The organism is Streptomyces carminius (assembly GCF_002794255.1).
Classification (GTDB): Bacteria; Actinomycetota; Actinomycetes; order Streptomycetales; family Streptomycetaceae; genus Streptomyces; species Streptomyces carminius.
Genome location: NZ_PGGW01000065.1, coordinates 57,227 through 74,870 on the forward strand (window position 1 = coordinate 57,227; position 17,644 = coordinate 74,870).

17 protein-coding genes are annotated in these 17,644 nt (G+C 75.3%); 9 read left to right on the forward strand and 8 right to left on the reverse strand.

The window, feature by feature from the left end; genetic code table 11:
- Positions 1-51: 51 nt before the first annotated feature.
- The gene (locus CUT44_RS23025) at positions 52-1,038 is read right to left on the reverse strand and encodes an NADPH:quinone reductase (RefSeq protein ID WP_100203846.1); all 987 of its coding nucleotides are present in this window, start codon (positions 1,036-1,038) and stop codon (positions 52-54) included.
- Positions 1,039-1,141: 103 nt separating this feature from the next.
- Here CUT44_RS23025 and CUT44_RS23030 point away from each other — a divergent pair, with 103 nt between their 5' ends.
- From CUT44_RS23030 to CUT44_RS23040, 3 genes are all read left to right on the forward strand, one after another.
- Positions 1,142-2,134, forward strand: a complete 993-nt coding sequence (locus CUT44_RS23030) for a magnesium and cobalt transport protein CorA (RefSeq protein ID WP_100203847.1) — start codon at positions 1,142-1,144, stop codon at positions 2,132-2,134.
- An 80-nt stretch (positions 2,135-2,214) separates the two neighbouring features.
- The gene (locus CUT44_RS23035; protein ID WP_100203875.1) at positions 2,215-2,424 is read left to right on the forward strand and encodes a hypothetical protein; all 210 of its coding nucleotides are present in this window, start codon (positions 2,215-2,217) and stop codon (positions 2,422-2,424) included.
- A gap of 72 nt (positions 2,425-2,496) precedes the next feature.
- Positions 2,497-2,895 carry an FhaA domain-containing protein gene (locus tag CUT44_RS23040; protein WP_100203848.1) on the forward strand — a complete coding sequence of 133 codons (399 nt, stop codon included), beginning with the start codon at positions 2,497-2,499 and terminating at the stop codon, positions 2,893-2,895.
- Positions 2,896-2,981: 86 nt separating this feature from the next.
- On the opposite strand, the gene CUT44_RS23045 is transcribed toward CUT44_RS23040, so the two are convergent.
- From CUT44_RS23045 to CUT44_RS32855, 3 genes are all read right to left on the reverse strand, one after another.
- Complete coding sequence (locus tag CUT44_RS23045; protein WP_100203849.1) at positions 2,982-3,353, reverse strand: MmcQ/YjbR family DNA-binding protein; 372 nt, start codon at positions 3,351-3,353, stop codon at positions 2,982-2,984.
- 167 nt (positions 3,354-3,520) lie between these two features.
- Positions 3,521-3,850, reverse strand: coding sequence for an SCO4225 family membrane protein (locus CUT44_RS23050; RefSeq protein WP_146252290.1), 330 nt, complete (start codon positions 3,848-3,850; stop codon positions 3,521-3,523).
- 167 nt (positions 3,851-4,017) lie between these two features.
- Positions 4,018-4,962, reverse strand: a complete 945-nt coding sequence (locus CUT44_RS32855) for an AfsR/SARP family transcriptional regulator (RefSeq protein WP_158239650.1) — start codon at positions 4,960-4,962, stop codon at positions 4,018-4,020.
- A gap of 135 nt (positions 4,963-5,097) precedes the next feature.
- Between CUT44_RS32855 and CUT44_RS23060 the strand changes: the two genes are divergently transcribed.
- Positions 5,098-6,036, forward strand: coding sequence for a histidine kinase (locus CUT44_RS23060; RefSeq protein ID WP_100203851.1), 939 nt, complete (start codon positions 5,098-5,100; stop codon positions 6,034-6,036).
- A 30-nt stretch (positions 6,037-6,066) separates the two neighbouring features.
- On the opposite strand, the gene CUT44_RS23065 is transcribed toward CUT44_RS23060, so the two are convergent.
- The gene (locus CUT44_RS23065; RefSeq protein WP_100203876.1) at positions 6,067-6,738 is read right to left on the reverse strand and encodes a response regulator; all 672 of its coding nucleotides are present in this window, start codon (positions 6,736-6,738) and stop codon (positions 6,067-6,069) included.
- Between the two features lie 318 nt (positions 6,739-7,056).
- Positions 7,057-8,265 (reverse strand): RNA-guided endonuclease InsQ/TnpB family protein, encoded by a 1,209-nt coding sequence (locus CUT44_RS23070; RefSeq protein WP_100203852.1) that lies wholly within the window; start codon positions 8,263-8,265, stop codon positions 7,057-7,059.
- 161 nt (positions 8,266-8,426) lie between these two features.
- Here CUT44_RS23070 and CUT44_RS23075 point away from each other — a divergent pair, with 161 nt between their 5' ends.
- The 4 genes from CUT44_RS23075 (at position 8,427) to CUT44_RS23090 (ending at position 10,378) form a co-directional block, all read left to right on the forward strand.
- A complete protein-coding gene (locus CUT44_RS23075) occupies positions 8,427-9,011 on the forward strand; it encodes a sigma-70 family RNA polymerase sigma factor (RefSeq protein WP_100203853.1) in 585 nt (194 codons plus the stop codon).
- Between the two features lie 159 nt (positions 9,012-9,170).
- Positions 9,171-9,500 (forward strand): hypothetical protein, encoded by a 330-nt coding sequence (locus CUT44_RS23080; RefSeq protein ID WP_146252292.1) that lies wholly within the window; start codon positions 9,171-9,173, stop codon positions 9,498-9,500.
- A gap of 104 nt (positions 9,501-9,604) precedes the next feature.
- Entirely contained in the window at positions 9,605-9,928 is a 324-nt protein-coding gene (locus CUT44_RS23085; protein WP_233221592.1) for a DoxX family protein, read from the forward strand.
- A 132-nt stretch (positions 9,929-10,060) separates the two neighbouring features.
- Positions 10,061-10,378 (forward strand): SCO4225 family membrane protein, encoded by a 318-nt coding sequence (locus CUT44_RS23090; RefSeq protein WP_100203856.1) that lies wholly within the window; start codon positions 10,061-10,063, stop codon positions 10,376-10,378.
- A gap of 42 nt (positions 10,379-10,420) precedes the next feature.
- On the opposite strand, the gene CUT44_RS23095 is transcribed toward CUT44_RS23090, so the two are convergent.
- Entirely contained in the window at positions 10,421-12,562 is a 2,142-nt protein-coding gene (locus CUT44_RS23095; protein WP_100203857.1) for a sensor histidine kinase, read from the reverse strand.
- A gap of 7 nt (positions 12,563-12,569) precedes the next feature.
- A complete protein-coding gene (locus CUT44_RS23100) occupies positions 12,570-15,908 on the reverse strand; it encodes a right-handed parallel beta-helix repeat-containing protein (RefSeq protein ID WP_100203858.1) in 3,339 nt (1,112 codons plus the stop codon).
- Positions 15,909-16,135: 227 nt separating this feature from the next.
- On the opposite strand from CUT44_RS23100, the gene CUT44_RS23105 reads away from it, so the two are divergent.
- A complete protein-coding gene (locus CUT44_RS23105; RefSeq protein ID WP_233221589.1) occupies positions 16,136-17,374 on the forward strand; it encodes a S8 family serine peptidase in 1,239 nt (412 codons plus the stop codon).
- Positions 17,375-17,644: the final 270 nt, after the last annotated feature.

The following is a 17,644-nucleotide window of genomic DNA, read 5'->3' on the forward strand; positions in this document are numbered from 1 at the left end:
ATCACCGGGGCCGGTCAACGGGCGCCGTAATGGTCCGTCAAGTCGTCATCCTCAGTCCTCCGCCCCGGTCACGCGGAGAACGATTTTCCCGCGCACCGCGCCCGTCTCCAGCCGGCGGTGCGCCTCGGCGGCGGCGCTCAGCGGAAGCGGCTCGACGGCCGGCGGGCGCAGCGCCCCCTCGGCGAGCAGCCGGTTGATCGCCGCGGCCGCGTCCGCCAGTTCGGTGACCGTGGCCTGGGAGATGGCGAAACCGACGACCGAGCAGTCCTTGAGGTAGAGCGGCCCGGCGGGCAGCACCGGCCGGGTCCGCATTCCGGCCAGGAGCACCACCCGCCCGCGCCGCGCCAGCAGGTCGACCGCGCCCTCCAGGTCGTTCCCGGCGGAGGTGTCGACGTAGAGGTCCGCGCCGTGCGGGCACGCCTCCCGCAGGCGCTTGAGGACGCCGGGGTCCCGGCGGTCGACCACCTCGACGGCGCCCAGCGCCCGGCAGCGCTCCGCGTCCCGGGCGCTCGCCGTGGCCACGACCCGGGCACCGGCCCGCGCGGCCATCGTGACCAGGGCACCGCCCACGTTGCCGGCGCCGCCGATGACGACGACGGTCTCCCCGGCACGCAGTCGGCCGTGGGTGAACAGCGCCAGATGGGCGGTGGCGGCGGGATGGGCCACGGCCACCGCGGCGACGGGATCCACTCCCGGGGGCAGGTGGTAGAGCCGGTCCGCCGGTACGACCACCTGCTCGGCGGCGGCGCCCTGCCGCCCGGCGTGGCCCAGGCTGTTGCACCACACGCGGTCGCCGGCCGCGAACCCGGGCGCGCCGGGGGACGCGGCGGCCACCGTGCCGACCAGGTCGCGGCCGATCACGAAGGGAAAGGCCACCGGGGTGCGCCACGCTCCGGAGCGCACGAAGGTGTCCACATGGTTGACGGCCGTGACCTCCACGTTCACCAGAACGTCGGTCGGGCCCGGCCGGGGGGTGGGCAGTTCGCCGTGGCGGATGACGTCCGGCCCACCGAGTTCCTCGATGTAGGCAGCACGCATGGCTCGGATTCTGGCAGCCCGCCGCCCCGGCCGTCGCCCCGTGCCGCAGGTGTCTGTCAGGTCGGCCAGGCATGAATCCGGCCCGCCGAAGCATCCGGGTGACATGGAGTGTGTGATTTACCGGGAGGGATCCGGTGAGGCCCGGGAGGTCGACTGCGGGCAGGCCGCCGACGCGGGGCAGGCGGTGCTGGAGAACCTGCGGGACCTGGCCGGCGAGGAGTTCGGGTGGGTGCGCCTCGACGCCCCCTCCGAACGCGACATGGACCGGCTCACCGAGGGTCTGGGGCTGCATCCGCTGGCGGTCGAGGACGCCGTCCAGGCCCACCAGCGCCCCAAGTGGGAGCGGTACGGCGAACTGCTGGCGGTGGCGCTGAAGACGCTGTGGTACCTGCCGGAGGAGGTCGAGGTGGAGACGGGGGAGATGATGCTCTTCCTCGGTCCCCGCTTCGTGGTGACGGTCCGGCACGGCGGGGCCGATCCGGCCGCCGAGGCCGCCCGTCGGCTGGCGGCCGACCCCACGACACTGCGCTTCGGGCCCGCCGCGGTCCTGCACGCCGTCCTGGACGTGGTGGTGGACGCCTACAGTGACGCCGCCGACAAGGTGCGGAGGGAACTCACCGGGTTGGAGCGGTGCGTCTTCTCCCCCTCGCGCGACGACGTCACCGAGGACATCTACTCGCTCAAACGGGAAGTGCTGGAGTTCCGCGACGCCGTCCAGCCCCTGGTCCCGGTGGTGCGGGAGCTGTTCGACGGCCCGCACGTCCGGTGGCCCGAGGACCTCCAGCCGTACCTGCGCGACGTGGCCGACCACCTGTACCGCACCGACATCGAGGTCCGCTCGCTGGACGAGCTGCTCAACTCCGTGCTCGACGCCCAGCTCGCCCGCGTGGGCACCTGGCAGAACGACGACATGCGCCGGATCTCCGCATGGGCCGCGATCCTGGCCATCCCCACCATGATCGCCGGTGTGTACGGCATGAACTTCCAGCACATGCCCGAACTGGGCTGGGCGTACGGCTATCCGCTCGCCGTGGGCGGCATGGCCCTCCTCTCGGGCTTCCTGTACCGGGCCTTCCGCCGCAGCGGATGGTTGTAACGGCGAGGTCACGACAGGGTTTCAGCCGGAGGCGCGAGGCAACGCGACGCACGTAACGCCCTTTTCGGAATGGAGTGTCCGTGGTTGTCGCAGCCTTCGTCATACCTCCCCTGATGTTGTGCGTCCTGGTCGCCCTGGGGCGCTACGAGGAACACATGCTCGGCGGTGACCCGGGGGCGCCGCGGCACGCCTCGCGCAGGCGCCATCTGCGTGCCGTGCCCGACGAGCCCGCCCCGGCGCCCGCCCCGGCGGCCTCCTCCGCGGCGGAGCGGACCGGGCGCGCGGCCTGAGGGCACCGGGCGCCGGGCCGTACCCGCCCAGGCGGACGTATGGGACGAAGCGCCGGGGGCAGTCGTTCCTCCATGGGAACGCTGAGCCGCTGGGAACAGAGGATGGAACGCTGGGAGCGGGCGCTGCTCGACAGGATCCTCCGCCGGGAGCCGGCCGAGGCCGAACTGCTCACCGCCCTGCGCCGGGAGTGCGACGCCCGGGCCGTGGTGTGCAGTCACAGCCGGGTGGTGGCCCCCAATCTCTACGAGGTGGAGCTCCCCGAGGGCGTCTCCGGGGAACTGGCACGGCACGGCGGCCAGGTCCTGGCCGAGAACCTGGCGCGCTACGGGGAGCGCAAGGGCTACGAGTGGGCCGGCCCGCTCACCGTCCGCGTCGTCACCACCTCCGAACCGCTGCCCAACGGCCGCTACCGCGTCACCAGCGCCGCCGCACCCAACGTCAGCGCCGCCGCGTTCCCCGCCCACGACTAGCGGGGACGGGCCCGGATGTACGCGGGCGGACGCGGACCGGCACGGACGGGACCGGTTCCCCCTCCCGGGCCGCACGGCCCGCGGCCTCACCGCCCGCCGGCGGCCTCCGCGCCCGGCACCAGCGCCGGATGGGCCTCGCGCAGCCGGTCGGGTGCGGCCTGCCGCCAGGAGTCGACGACCACATCGCGCAGTTCGGCCAGATCCTCCAGGGCCGCCAGCCGTACCCGCACCCAGGCGGAGGACGCCTCGTGCGGCGGCACCCAGAACTTCTCCGGCTCGGCCGCCATCAGCTCCTCGCGCTCGTGCCGGGGGCAGCGCACCGCGATGGAGGTCTCGTCGTCCGGGACGGTGAGGTACATCCTGCCCGCCACCCGGAAGGTGGGCATGCGCCACGCCTCCTTCTCCACGGTCTCGGGAAGGGACAGCGCGATACGGCGGACGTCGTCGGCATCGATCACGCCCCTACGGTAGCCAGCCCCGCGCACCGGTTCGACAGCCTCCCCGGCTTTTCCCGTCTTTCCCCCGGAGCCTCCCGTCTTCCCCGCCGCGCTCCCGGGCGCGCGGCTGCTCCGGCCGGTGCGGCACCGACGGCACCGCACCGGCCGGAGCAGCCGGCCGCGAGGGGTCAGGCGTGGACGGCCCGGCCGCGCAGCCTGCGCAGCAGGGCGCTGAACAGCCAGGCGTTGACCACCGCGGCCACCGGGGTCAGCACGAAGTAGGACACCGCCGCGGCCGTTCCCTCGTCGGGGCCGAAGGTGTTGATCAGCCCGGTCGGGAGGGTGAACAGGATCGGCCATATCCCCGCGAACGAGGCGTCCTCGTGCTGGACGAAGGCCGCGTCGTAGGCCACCCACAGCAGCAGGGCGGCACAGACCGCCAGGTAGACCCGGGCGATCCAGTTGTCCGCGACGCTGTCGGCGATCCGCCGCAGGGTGCCGGGCTGGTTGTCGTTCATCTTGTTCTGCCTCTCGTGGTGTTCGTGCACTGGAGTCGCCGTGTCGGCGAATCACTGTGTGGCTGTGTGGTTGTGTCGATTTGTCGTCTGTCGCGGCGGGGTGCGCACCGCCGGTGGTTCCTCAGCCCGCCGGCGGCAGCACGGGCCGGTGCTGCCGGATGGCTCGTTCAGTCGGCGTTCAGCCGGCGCAGCGTCGGTCCGGGCTCCACCCCCAGTTCGGCCCGCAGCAGCCGACGGCACCGCTCGTACTCCCGCACCGCCTCGGCGGGGCGTCCGGCCTGCCGCAGCGAGCGCAGCAGCAGGTCCCAGCAGGACTCCCGCAGCGGCTCCCGGTCGGTCAGGGCACGCGCGGCGGCGACCGCCTGCCCCCGGCACCCCTGGGCCAGCAGCACCTCCACGTGCAGCTCCCGGCCGGTGATCCGGGCCTCCTCCAGTCGCCGGATCTCCTCGGCGGCGAAGGGGTGGTCGCCCGCCTCGGCCAGCGCGGGACCGCGCCAGAGCCGCAGCGCCCGGTCCACCTCCGCACGGGCCGCCGCCGGCCGCCCGTCCGCCAGCAGACCGCGGGCCAGCTCCAGGGACCGCTCGAAACCGGCCGAGTCCCGGGCGGAGACGTCGGCGCGCAGCGCGTACCCGCCGGGGCCGCGGACCAGCAGCGGCTCCCGCTCCCGTGCCGCGCGGTCCGGCTCCAGCGCGGACCGCAGCCTGCTGAGGTGCGCGTGCAGCGCGGCCTGCGCCTTGGCGGGCGGACGGCCCGCCCACAGGTCCTCGCAGAGCCGGTCCGCGCCGACGAACCGCCCCTCCTCCAGCAGCAGACGGAGGAGCAGCACGCGCCGCTGCGGCGGTCCCGGGTCGACCGGGTCACCCGCCCTGCGGACCTCCAGCGGACCGAGCAGGCCGAACCACAGACCGCGGGCCCGGCCCCGCTCCCCGGCGGGGACGCCGTGCGCCGCCTCCGCACGCGCCCGGCAGACGTCCGCCGGTGCCGTGCGGTGCCGGGCGCGGACCGGCGGTGCGGAAGGCGGCGGGAGGAAGGTCCCCCGGCCGGTCCGGACCCGGGCCGACGGGCCGGACCGGCGGTGCGGAGTTGCCCCGGCGGGCTGCGGAAACGTCATGTGACCAGCATCGCGGCCACTCGTGGCCCGTTCCTCGGCCGACGGCACGATAGGTGTCTCTATCCCCGGGTGGAGAAGGCCCCGTACCACCGGGGGATCCGCCCGGCGCCGCCCTGTTCGTAGGCTCGTACCGACATGACAGAGACCACCCCCGCCGCGGCGCTGAGCGCGGTTCCGAGTCCGGTCCCGTACGTGTTGCCGTGGGTGTTCCTGTGCGCCGCGGCGGTGCTGGGCGCCGGGGCCGCGCTGCGGCGTGTCCGGCGCGCGTCGCGCCGGCGGGTGGCGCGGGACGCGTACGGGCGGCTGGTCCGGGAGTGGTGTGACCTGTGCGCCCATCAGCTGGCCGCGGTCGTCGTGAGCGCCGACGCCGCGCGGCGGCTCGGCGGGCGGCGGCCGGAGCTGCGGGAGGAGACCCGGACGCTCGCGGTGCGCACCGGCCGCGAGATGCTGACGGCGCTGCGGCGGCTGGTGGCGGCCCTCCCGCCGGACGGCCCGTCCGGTACGGGGGACCGCCCCGGGCGTCCCGGAGGTGCCGCGTACGAGGCCGTCCGGTGCCCGACGGACCGGATGGTGTCCCTGGCGGAGGAGGAGCGGCTGGACGGCGTGGCGGCCGAGGCGCGGTCCGCGCTCGCCGCCCTGCGGGAACTGGCCGCCGCCCTGCGGCCGCCGGACCCGTGGCCGGGCCCGGAACCGGCCGCCGGGCCCGCGCCCCTGCCGACCGCCGAGGACATCGGCGGCCTGTGCGGCGCCCGGCGGGCTGACGGGCGGCGGGTGGCGCTGCACGCCCCGCCCGCCGCGCTGACCGGTCTGCCCGCCATTGTCGGACTGTCGGCCTTCCGGGTCGTGGAGGCGGCACTGGGCGCGGGGGACAGCGGTGCCGCCCGGGTCGTGCTGGGGCACGGACGGGAGGAGTTCACCGTCACCGTCACCGGGGTGCCCTCGGCCGCCGCGGGGCCGGTCGCCGACCTGCTGCGGCTGCGCTCCGAGGCGGCGGGCGGACACGCCGAGCTGGACCCCGCCGGAGTGGTGCGGGTGCGGCTGCCCACCGGGCCGGACCGGCCGGCGGTCCGGTAGCGCGGGTCCGGTGGCGCGGGCCCGGGAACGCTACGTGGTCGGGGTGGCGCGCGGCCTGATCAGGCCGGTGTCGTAGGCGAGGATGGTGGCCTGGACCCGGTCGCGCAGCCCCAGTTTGCTCAGCAGCGCGTTGACATGGCTCTTGACCGTGCCGGTGGTCACCTTCAGCCGCTCGCCGATCTCGGCGTTGGTCAGCCCCGAGGCCACCAGGAAGAGCACCTCCCGCTCGCGGGGCGTGAGCCGGTCCAGCGTGCCGGCGGCCTCGGGCCGGACGGGGGCGCCGTGGGCGAAGGCGGAGATCAGCCGGCGGGTCACCGTCGGGGCCAGCACGCCGTCACCGGAGGCGACCACCCGGATCGCGGACAGCAGGCCGTCGGCCTCGGAGTCCTTGAGCAGGAAACCGGAGGCCCCGGCGCGCAGCGCCTCGAAGACGTAGGAGTCCAGGTCGAAGGTGGTCAGCACCAGGACCCGGGCCGTCCCCGCGCCCTCGATGATCAGCCGGGTGGCCGTCAGCCCGTCCATGCCGGGCATGCGGATGTCCATCAGGACCACGTCGGGCTTCAGTTCGGTCGCCAGCGCCACGGCCGTGGCGCCGTCGCCGGCCTGGCCGACCACCGACAGATCCGGTTCGGCGTCGACGATGGCGGCGAAACCCGCGCGGACCACGGCCTGGTCGTCGGCGATCAGCACACGGACGGTGATGGCTCCACTCCTCGCCTCGGGCCGGTCTCCCCTCCGGCCGGCACGGAGCCATCCTCCCACGCACCGGCGTCCTTTCCTGCCGTGTCACCGCGGAAGCGGAAGCACCGGTGAACCGCGGCGCGCGTACGACGTGGTGACGAGGGGCGGAGGCCACCGGCGCCGTGCCGCGGCGGCGACAAGACCGCGACAAGGTTTGGCCAAGACACCCCGGCGAGCGTGATTCCGCCCCCCGCATCGGGACGTCGAGGCGCGAGGGCGACACCCGAAGCTGCCCGACCGACGGATGAGGACGCACCTTCGTTGACTTCCTCCTCCGCCTCAAGGGAGGGGGGTTCCAGCGGTCGCCCGCTGGGGTTCCTGCTTCGCCGACGACTGCCCCGTCCGGGAGGACTCCCGTTGAGGTCTTACACCGTCTCCACAGGCGGATGCCGCCAGCCCGGCGGCCAGGATGTTGCGTGCCGCGTTGATGTCGCGGTCATGGGTGGCGCCGCAGTCGCACGTCCAGGTGCGGACGTTGAGCGGCAGCTTCGCCGCGACCGTGCCGCAGGCCCCGCACAGCTTGCTGGAGGGGAAGAAGCGGTCGATCACGACGAGGTCGCGCCCGTACCAGGCGCACTTGTACTCCAGCATCGACCGGAGTTCCGTCCACGACGCATCGCTGATGGCGCGCGCGAGCTTGCCGTTCTTGAGCAGGTTGCGGACGGTGAGGTCCTCGATCACGACCGTTTGGTTCTCACGGACGAGCCGAGTGGTCAGTTTGTGCAGGAAGTCGCGGCGCCGGTCAGTGATCCGCGCGTGGATGCGGGCGACCCTCACCCGGGCCTTGGCGCGGTTGGCCGAGCCCTTCTCCTTGCGCGACAGCGCACGCTGTGCGCGGGCCAGGCGGGCGCGGTCGCGGCGTTCGTGCCTGGGGTTGGTGATCTTCTCGCCGGTGGACAGCGTCACCAGGGAGGTGATCCCGGCGTCGATACCGACCGCCGCCGTGGTGGCCGGGGCCGGAGCGACGGTGTCGGCACACAGCAACGAGACGAACCAGCGCCCGGCCGCGTCGCGGGAGACGGTCGCCGTGGTCGGCTCCACGCCGTCGGGCAGGGGACGCGACCAGCGGATGTCCAAAGGCTCCGTCATCTTCGCCAGCGTCAGCTTCCCGTCGCGCCATGTGAACGCGGAGCGCGTGTACTCGGCCGACGCCCGGGACTTCTTCTTCGACTTGAAGCGCGGGTACTGCGCGCGCCTGGCGAAGAAGTTGGCGAACGCGCTCTGGAGGTGGCGCAGTACCTGCTGGAGCGGAACGGAGGACACTTCTGTCAGGAAGGCCAGCTCTTCGGTCTTCTTCCACTGCGTGAGCATCGCCGAGGACTCGACGTAGGAGATCCGGCGCTGCTGGCCGTACCAGGCCCGGGTGCGCTCCTCCAATGCCTTGTTGTACACCAGGCGGACGCAGCCGAACGTGCGCGACAGCTCTGCCGCCTGCTCGCCCGTGGGATAGAAGCGGTACCGATACGCCCGCCTGACCTGCTGCGTCACGCCTCACACCGTATCAGCTCCTATGTGAGCACCAGGTGTCGGCCGGTGGACGGCGCACCGGCTTTCCCCGCCCTGCTCCGCAGGAGCTTCGTTTCTTCCCCGCAAGCGGGAGGTGCCCCCACCCGGCCCGAAGGCCAGGGCTTCCACGAAGGAGAACACTGATGAGGCGGAGCACGGAAGCCGGCCGGGGCACAGTCACCCGCGGCCGCGCACATCCCCCCACCCGGCCCCCGCACGCCGACTGCGAGGAGTTCGTCCGGGACCTGTACGCGCGGCACGGCACACTGCTCCTGCGGTACGCCGCCCGGCTGCTGGGCGGGGACTGGCACAAGGCCGAGGACATCCTGCAGGAGACCGCCGCCCGGGCCTGGCGGCACTCCGCCGTCCTGGACGGCGATGCCCGGGAGGCACGGCCCTGGCTGTTCACGGTCGTCCGGAACCTGGTGATCGACCATCACCGGTCGTGCCGGCTCCGGCCGGTGGAGTTCATGGCCCTGGAGGAGCTCGACGCGACGGTCGAGGACGGCATGGACCGGGCCCTGACCTCCCAGGTCGTCACCGAGGCGCTCCAGGACCTGAGCGGGCAGCACCGGGAGGTGATCAGGCTCATGTACTACCTGGAGTACAGCGTGGCCCAGACCGCCGAGTACCTGGGGATCCCGCCCGGCACGGTCAAGTCCCGCACCTACTACGCCATGCGGGCACTGCGCAGGGCGCTGCGGGAGCGCGGTCTCCCGGAAGGGTGAGACGCCTCCCGCCCCCTTCCCCCGTCCTTGGCCCCTGTCCCTGCCCCGTCGGCCGAATCCCGGAGCGCCGCGAGTGAACCGCCACGGCGGTGGCGGCGTAACTGCGGTGATGGACTCCGACAGGTCGACGAGGGGAAGTGGTCCGTGGACTGCGAGCAGGTGAGAGAACGACTGGCCCTCCGGGCGCTGGGCGGTGACCGGGACGGCTCCGGCGGGGACGGTCCCGGCGGCTCGGTCGCCGCGCATCTGAGCCGCTGTCCGGCCTGCCGCCGTGAGCGGCGGGCGCTGGCGGAGACGGCCGGTCTGCTGGCGGCGGTACGGCCGTACGAGGTGGACGGCGTCCCCCGCCCCGACCCGGGGCGGGCCGTCGAGGCCGTCCGTCCCACGGGGCCCGCCGCGGGGACGGCCGTGCCCGGCGGCAGCGGACGGCGGGGAGCCGGACACGGGCGCGGCCGGCGGCCGTACCCGCGCCCCGGCCGCCTCCGCTGACGGGGCCGCCGCCCCGGCCCCGGCCCCGGCCCCAAAGCACCGAAGCACGTGGACGAACAGGAACGGAAAGAACTCGAGTGGACGTCACGCTGACAGCCTTGACCGTGCTGTACGGCACCTTCTTCACGGTGAGCGGAGCGGGGAACGTACTGGGCCGCCTGCTGCCGCGCACCCCCGCCGCGCGGCTGGGCTTCTCATCCCGGGGCCGTCAGGGCGTCGGGGTGCTGGAACTGCTGGGCGGCGCCGGCCTGCTGCTGGGACACGGTGTGCCCGTCCTGAGCGGCTTCGCCGCCTCCGGCCTGTTCCTCCTCGCCGCGTCCGCCCTGCAGTACCACCACTGGGCCGGGGACCGGCCGGCGCGCCTGCTGCCCGCGGTGGTCACCACGGCGGCCATGCTCTTCGCCGCCGCCGCCCGGTTCCTGGGCTGAACGGACCCCGCCCCCTCGCCCCTCGCGCCTGCCTCTGCCCCGCCCCCGTCCCCGCCGTCCCGGTACGGCGGGGGCGGGGCCCGGTGCCGGTAACCTGAGCGGCGTACCGGAGCGGGGAACGGGGAGAGGCGCATGAACGTCGTACGGCGTGTCCTGACGGCGGTGGCCGGGACGTGGACCGCGCGCGGTTATCTCGCGCTGTGCGGCGCCCTGCTGATATGGGCGGCCTTCGACACGGCCTTCGTCGACCACGAGGACGCCTCGTTCGCCGCCCTGTGGCCGCTGCTGGCCACGGCCCCGACGAGCGTCCTGCTGGTGTTCCTGCCGCCGGCGGGGAACCTGGCCGGCTATGTGCTGCTGATCTCGGTCGCCGCGCTGGTCAACGCCGCCGTGCTCAACTGGTGCGTGCGGGCGATGCGGAGGTCCGGCAGCACCACCGGAGCTCGCTGAGAGCGCACCACCCGTACCGTCCGCACCACCCGTTCCGCCCGGTCACCCGGCGTTCGCCGTCTCGTTCCGCGCCGCTCCGGCCGCGACGCCGGCGAGGGAAGGCGCGGTGTTCCCGGCGTTCCCGGCGTCTCCGGCGCCGGAGCCCGCGCCCTCCCGGCCCGGTTCGTGCAGGGTGGCCAGCAGCTCCCGCATGGCGGCCAGCGCCGCGCGGGCCTCGGCGGCCACCTCCGCCAGCCGTCCCTCCTCGGCGTGGCGCACCACCCGTTCCGCCCGCTCCATGACGGCCTCCCGCAGCCCGGCGGCGACATGCTCCCGCTGGGCCCGCGCCGCCCGCTCCGCCTGCCGCACCGTCGCGTCGAGTTCGGCCCGCTCCCGGGCCGCGGCCCGGGAACGCCGGTCGCGCGTGGCGGCCCCCGTCCGCCACACCAGTGCGAACAGCAGGGTCAGGACGCCGGCCGCCACCGCGGTCAGCAGCAGGTACGCCGCCGGCCCGAAGCGGTGCGGCAGCAGCTCACCGGCGGCCGCGGTCGCGCCCACCACCGCCCCCAGGACACAGCCGGCGACGGCCACGGTCCACCGTGCCCGCCCGCCGTGACGGCCGTGCGCCGCCAGGGTGTACACCACCGCGCCCTCCACCGCCGCGCCCGCCCACAGCGCCGGCAGCAGCGGTGCGGGCAGCGCCCCGTAGCCGGCGGCCGCGGGCCACAGCAGCGCCGACGCCAGGGCGGCGGCCAGCGCCGCCAGCGGGGCGCGCCGCCGCCACAGCAGCGGCAGGGCGTGGACGGACAGCAGCAGCAGGTACAGGGTGTCGGCCGCCGGGTCGTACGGGCCCCGCTCCTCCGGGACGTTCATCAGCACGGGCACCAGCGGGTTGAAGAAGGCCAGGAGCGCGACGACCACCTGGGCCACCCGCCGGCCGGCCGGGAGGGGCAGCCGCCCGCCCCGCGGTGCCGTGCCGGGAGCGGGCAGCTCGGCACGCACCCGCCAGCCGCCGCCGGACCGCGGTCCGGCCTCCAGCCGTCCCCCGGCCTCCGCCGCGCGCCGGCGCAGCCCCGCCAGGCCGCGTCCGGATCCCAGGCCGCGCACCGCGCCGCCGCCCGTACCGCCGCTCGCGCCGCTGTCGGGGGCGTCGTTGTCGACGACCACCTCCAGCACGCCCCGGTGCCGCCGCACCGTGACCCGGACATCGCTCCCGGGGGCGTGACGCAGCGTGTTCGTCAGTGCCTCGCGCACGATGCCGAAGGCGGTCTCGCCCGTCGGCCCCGGCAGCTCCGCGGCCAGCTCCACCCGGACCGGCCGGCCCAGCTTGGCGAAACCGGCGGCCAGTTCCTCGATCCTGCGCCGCCACACCCGGGAGGGCTCCCCCTGCTGGAGGGTGTCCATCACGGCCACCAGTTCGCGCAGCGAGGACAGGGTGGCGCGCCCGTCGTCGGCCGAGGCCCGCAGCGCCTCGGCGGTCAGTTCGGGACGGGAGCCGCCCAGCCGGCGGGCCGCCTCCGCCGAGACCACCACCGAGGTCAGATGGTGGGCGCTGACGTCGTGCAGCTCGCGGGCCAGCCGGTGGCGTTCGTCGTCGGCCGCCCGCAGCCGGGCCTGCTCGGCCTCGGCCTGCCGCGCCGCCGCGGCGCGGCGCGCCAGCAGCAGCCGGCGCCGGCTCAGCCCGGCGCCGAGAGCGGCCACCTGCGGCACCATGACCAGCAGGAAGGCGGCGCCCCCGCCGGTGCCGTGCAGACCGGCGGACCACACCAGCTGCCAGCACAGCTGGGTCAGACCCGCGATCAGGGCGGTGGGGGCGTCGTACCGCACCGCCACCGTGTACAGGGCCAGAGCCGCCCCGGCCCCGGCGAACACGTCCAGCGCGCCCGGGAACGACACGGACGGCGCGACGGCCGCCAAGGCCGTGACAGCGGCCAGCACATGGACCGGCGCCCGCCGCCGCCGGGCCAGCAGCACCGCCGCCAGCGCCACCGCCAGCAGCCCCGCCCCCACCGGCACCGCACCCGCCGAGCCGGGGTGCCGCAGCGCGTCCAGCGGCCACCACAGCAGTTGTGCGACGGCCAGGGCCAGCGAGGGCAGCCAGTCCCGTGCGGCCCGGGAGCGCAGGGCCCGGGGGAGGACCGCGCCGGAGGGGATGGCCGGGGCGTCCCCGGCCACCGTGTCCTGACGGCCGCCGCCGGTGTTCACCGGGTGCTCACCGGACGGCCCGCCGCGACGCGGGCACGGGCGCGTCCGGCAGGTCCCGCGGGAGCAGGGTCTTGAGATCGGTGACACTGGGCAGGTCCAGGCCGGCGAGCCGCCGGGCCTGCCGGGTGATCATGTTCTCCAGCAGACGGCGGGCCAGCCGGGCGTTGCCGAAGGAACGGTCCCGCGGGATGGCGTCCACATGGGCGCGCAGCGCGGCCAGGGTGTCCGGGGCGCACTCGTAGCCGGAGGCGGCCGCGTGGTGGCCGATGATGGTGACCAGCTCGTCGGTGCTGTAGTCCTCGAACTCCACGGTCCGGGAGAACCGCGAGGCCAGGCCGGGGTTGGAGGCCAGGAAGCGGTCCATCTCGGCGGTGTACCCGGCGACGATGACCACCACGTCGTCGCGGTGGTCCTCCATGAGCTTCAGCAGGGTGTCCACGGCCTCGCGGCCGAAGTCGTTGCCGGAGCCGCCCTCGGGGGTGAGGGTGTAGGCCTCGTCGATGAACAGCACCCCGCCCAGCGCGCTGGTGAAGACCTCCTTGGTGAGCTGGGCGGTGTGGCCGACGTACTGGCCGACCAGGTCGGCACGGGCCACCTCCACCAGGCGGTCCGAGCGCAGCACGCCCAGGGAGTGCAGCAGTTCGGCGTAGAGCCGGGCGACGGTGGTCTTGCCGGTGCCGGGCGGGCCGGTGAAGACCAGGTGGTTGCTGAGCTTCGGGGCGGGCAGCCCGGCCGCGGCCCGCTGCCGGGCGGTGGACAGCAGGCTGACCAGGTCGGTGACCTCGCGTTTGACCGCACCCAGGCCCACCATGGCCTCCAGCCGCTCCAGCGGACCGGGCTCCTGCCCGCCCTCCTCGGCGGTGCCGCTCGCGACCGCGGCGGCGGCCTCGCTGATGTCCTGCGGCAGCAGCAGCGTCAGGTCGTCCTCGCCGGGGTCGGTCATGGTGGCGAGCCGGAAGGCCTGGCGGTCGATCATCTCCTCGAAGACACCGCGGGCGGCGCGGCCGTTGCCGAAGGTCTCGTCCCGGGTCATCTGCTCGAAGTGGACGGCCAGGGCCTCGCGGGTGCCCGGCCCCAGCACGTACTGGTGGCGGGCGCACATGCTCTCGGTGATGGTGACCAGGTCGTCCACCGAGTAGTTGGCGAACTCCACGGTGCGGGTGAAACGGGAGGCCATGCCGGGGTTGGCGGACAGGAAGGACGCCATCTGCTCGGAGTATCCGGCGGCGATGACCACCACGTCGTCGCGGTGGTCCTCCATGAGCTTCAGCAGGGTGTCCACGGCCTCGCGGCCGAAGTCGTTGGAGGCCGCGCCGTCGGGGGTGAGGGTGTAGGCCTCGTCGATGAACAGCACCCCGCCCAGCGCGCTGTTGAACGCCTCGGTGGTCTTGATGGCGGTGCCGCCGATGACCTGGGCGACCAGGTCGGCGCGGGAGACCTCCACCAGATGACCGCTGCGCAGCACGCCCAGCTCCGCCAGGATGGCGCCGTACAGCCGGGCGACGGTGGTCTTGCCGGTGCCGGGCGGTCCGGCGAACACCAGATGGCGGCTCATCGAGGCGACGGGCATGCCCAGCCGCCGGCGGCGCTCGGCGAGCTGGTTGAGGTTGACCAGGGTGCGGACCTGGTGCTTGACGTTCTCCAGACCGGTGAGGGTCTCCAGCTCCTCCAGCGGGCCGGCGGAGCCGCCGGAGGAACCGGAGCCGGAACCGGTGTCGGCGGCGCCGACGGCGGCGTTCTCGCCCCAGGCGTCCTCGGCGCCGTTGTCGGTGCTGATCAGGTGCTCGACGGTGACGTGCTCGCCGGGACGGGTCTGCTTCAGACCGGCGCCGCGGTTCTCGCGCACGGTGCAGCCGGTGAGGGTGAGGGGCTGGTCGGTGTCGGCGCGGACGCCGTCGCCCCTGGCCCCGGTGACGGTGCAGTCGGTGATCTCGGCGCGGGCGCCGCGCAGCAGGTGGATGCCGTGGGCGCCCGGCTCCTCCACCCGCAGCCGCTCCAGGGCGGCCTCGGCGCCGTCGTCCACGGTGACGCCCGCCTCGCCGCTGCCGGTGACACGGCAGTCGCGCAGCTCGCCCAGGGCGCCCTTGCCGAAGACCACGCCCGCCGCCGCGGGGGAGCTCAGCACGCTGTCGCTGATGCGGGGCCGGGCGTCGTCGGATATGTGCACGGCCGCCGCGCCGGCGTCCTCGACCTCGCAGTGCTCGAAGCGCCCGCGCCCGTCGTCGGCGGCCTCGATGCCGTGGCCGCCGGTGCCGGCGATGCGGACGTGCCGCAGCAGCGGGTCGGCCGCGGAGCGGACGGCCACGCCCACCCCGGCCGCGCCGGTGACGGTCAGCCGGTCGAACTCGGCCACCGAGTCCTGTTCGAGGACCACCGCGCCGGCCTCGTGCCCGCAGTCGCGCACCGTCGTGTCGCGCAGCAGCGGGGAACTGCCCTCGGTGACGCGGACGGCCGGCTCGTTCCGCGCGTCCTGGAAGACGCACTCCTCCAGGACGCCCCGGGAGCGGTCCATCACCAGCAGTCCGCTCTGCTGGGTGCGGCGGGTGGTGCAGCGCCGCAGATGAGGGTCGGCGCCGCCGGTGATGACGACGGCGTTGGTGGAGATCGCCTCGAAGATGGTGTCCTCCACCTCGGGCCGGGCGACGCTGGTGACCAGCAGCCCGACGGCGGTGTCGTGGACGGTGGTGCGCACCACGCGGGTGGAGCTGTGGCCCTCCAGGGCGATGGCGGGCTTGTCGCTGCCGGAGATGTCGCAGTCCTCGATCACGCCGGCGGACTCGCCGTTGGCCAGGATGCCGTTGCCGCGCGCGCCGCGCATCCGGCAGCCGCGCACGGTGGGGCGGCCCTGCTCGCCGATGACCACCGCGGAGGTGCCGAAGTTGTCGAAGACGCAGTCCTCAATGGTGCTCGGGGACTGGGAGGTCTCCACGATCCCGGCACCGCCGGGATTGGTGATGCGGCAGCCGCGGACGGCCAGGGAGCCGGAGCCGCGGGTCAGCAGCGCGGTCCAGCCGGCCCCGTTGACGGTGCAGCCGTCCAGCGCCACCTGGCCGGCGGGGACGTCCAGCACCGGGTTGTCCTTGTCGAACCCGCGCAGCGTCAGCCCGGTGAGCAGCACCGCGTCGGCCCGCAGGCTGACCGCGCTGCCCCGGCGCGGACAGATCTCCACCTGGTCCGGGGAGCCCTCGCCGACCAGGGTCACCCGGGTGGTGATCTCCAGGTTCTCGGGGTAGCGGCCGGGACCGACGCGGATGACCGCCCCGGTACGGGCCTGGGTCAGGGCTTCACCGATGGTGGCGAAAGCGCCTGGCCCCTGGGAGCCGACCGTCAGCAACTGCCGTGACACGCGCCTTGAACCTCCTGGGGATCGTCGCTGCCGCCCGCCGCGGTGTGTGCGGGTGCGCGGAGAGGGTGCGGGGGGAGAACCGGTAGCGGGGGACGGGTGGGTGGACGGCGCCGTGCGGGGCGGGCCCGATGGCAGCTCAGGACGGAGTATGCCGTACCCGGCCACCCGCCCCGGCGGGCACCGCGGTCACCGGCGCACGCCGCGGGAGCGTGCCTATCATGCGCGCCATGTCGAGCATCCCCGCCAAGCGCACGCCCCTCCTGGCCGCCGTCCTGGCCGCCGCCGTGGTGGCCGCGGCCGGAACCGCCCCGGTGGCGCGGGCCGAGCCCTCGCCCGGCGCGTCGCAGCCCTCCTCCGGGGAGGGGAGCGTGACACTGCTGCCGCCGCTGCCGGTGCGGCTGGGGGAGGGGCAGCCGTGCACCGGGCCCTCCTCGCAGAAGGCCACCGGCGCCCCGTGGGCCGTCCCGGTCCTCGGCCTGTCCCGGGCCCACCGGCTGGCCGACGGCAGCGGCGTGACGGTGGCCGTCGTCGACACCGGCGTGGCGCCCGGCGTCCCCGGGCTGAAGGGCCGGGTGACGGCCGAGGGGGCAGCCGGACAGGACTGCGCGGGGCACGGCAGCTTCGCCGCGGCGCTCATCGCCGGGGCCGTACGTCCCGACAGCGGCGTCACGGGGGTGGCCCCCGGGGCAGACATCCTTGCCCTCAAGGGCACCGACGACCGCGGGGTGCCCTCCCCGGAACTGGTCGCCGCCGGCATCCGGGAGGCCGCCGACCGCGGCGCGGACGTCATCTACGTCGGCCACGCGCTGCGCACCGGCCGCGCGGAGCTGACCGCCGCCGTCGAGCACGCCGCGGACAAGGACGCCCTGGTGGTCGCCCCGGCCGCGCCCGACGCCGTGTCGCGCGAGGAGGTGGAGGCGAACGGCGGGCAGCCCCCGCGCGGGCCGTACTGGCCGGCGGCGGTGCCCGAGGCGCTGGCGGTGGTCGAGTTCGGCCCCGACGGGCTGCGGCAGCGCGACGCGCCGCCCTCCCACGACCCCGATCTGGCGGCACCGGGGGCGTCGATGGTCAGCGCCGGACCGGACGGGGACGGCCACTACATCGCCTCCGGCGCCTCGCTGGCGGCCGCCTGCGTCGCCGGGGCCGCGGCACTGGTGCGCGAGCGCCATCCGGAACTGAGCGCCGCCGAGGTCGGCCGGCGGCTGACGGCCACCGGCTACCCCGCCAACCCGAAGCGGGTGGACCCCTACGCCGCGCTCTCCCTGACCACGGCCGAGATGGGCGAGTACGCCGCCCCGCCCGCCGCCCGGGTGCGGCCCCCGGCCGACCCCGGGCCGCGCGTCACGGCACTCACCGTGGCCGCCGTCTCGGCGGGGGTGGTGGCGTTGCTCGCCGCCCTGGCGGTGGTGCTCCCCCGGGGGCGGGCCCGCCGCTGGACGCCGCCCGGTCTGCCCGGCTCGGGCTGAGGGCCGCCCCGCGGCCGGTGGCGGGCCCGCCCGCCTTGCGCGGGGGGAACGCCGCGGCCCCCGTACCGGGACCTGTCCGGAGGACGCGGCGGCGCGGCGGGACACGGTGGCCGACGCCGCGGACCCGCCGGAGGCCACGGACCGGGCGCCGGGCCCCGCCCGGCGGCTCCCGTCCGCTCCGCGGCCCCCTCGGGTCGGCGTGGCCGGGACGGGTTCGGGCGCGGTTCCGCCGACGGTGTCCTCGCCGGGGTGCACGGATCCCCTTCCGTC

Coding starts and splice junctions, on each gene's coding strand:
- CUT44_RS23105 (WP_233221589.1), top strand. CDS start 16,136: ATGTCGAGCATCCCCGCCAAGCGCACGCCCCTCCTGGCCGCCGTCCTG.
- CUT44_RS32855 (WP_158239650.1), bottom strand. CDS start 4,962: ATGACGTTTCCGCAGCCCGCCGGGGCAACTCCGCACCGCCGGTCCGGC.
- CUT44_RS23030 (WP_100203847.1), top strand. CDS start 1,142: ATGGAGTGTGTGATTTACCGGGAGGGATCCGGTGAGGCCCGGGAGGTC.
- CUT44_RS23025 (WP_100203846.1), bottom strand. CDS start 1,038: ATGCGTGCTGCCTACATCGAGGAACTCGGTGGGCCGGACGTCATCCGC.
- CUT44_RS23040 (WP_100203848.1), top strand. CDS start 2,497: ATGGGAACGCTGAGCCGCTGGGAACAGAGGATGGAACGCTGGGAGCGG.
- CUT44_RS23060 (WP_100203851.1), top strand. CDS start 5,098: ATGACAGAGACCACCCCCGCCGCGGCGCTGAGCGCGGTTCCGAGTCCG.
- CUT44_RS23075 (WP_100203853.1), top strand. CDS start 8,427: ATGAGGCGGAGCACGGAAGCCGGCCGGGGCACAGTCACCCGCGGCCGC.
- CUT44_RS23090 (WP_100203856.1), top strand. CDS start 10,061: ATGAACGTCGTACGGCGTGTCCTGACGGCGGTGGCCGGGACGTGGACC.
- CUT44_RS23050 (WP_146252290.1), bottom strand. CDS start 3,850: ATGAACGACAACCAGCCCGGCACCCTGCGGCGGATCGCCGACAGCGTC.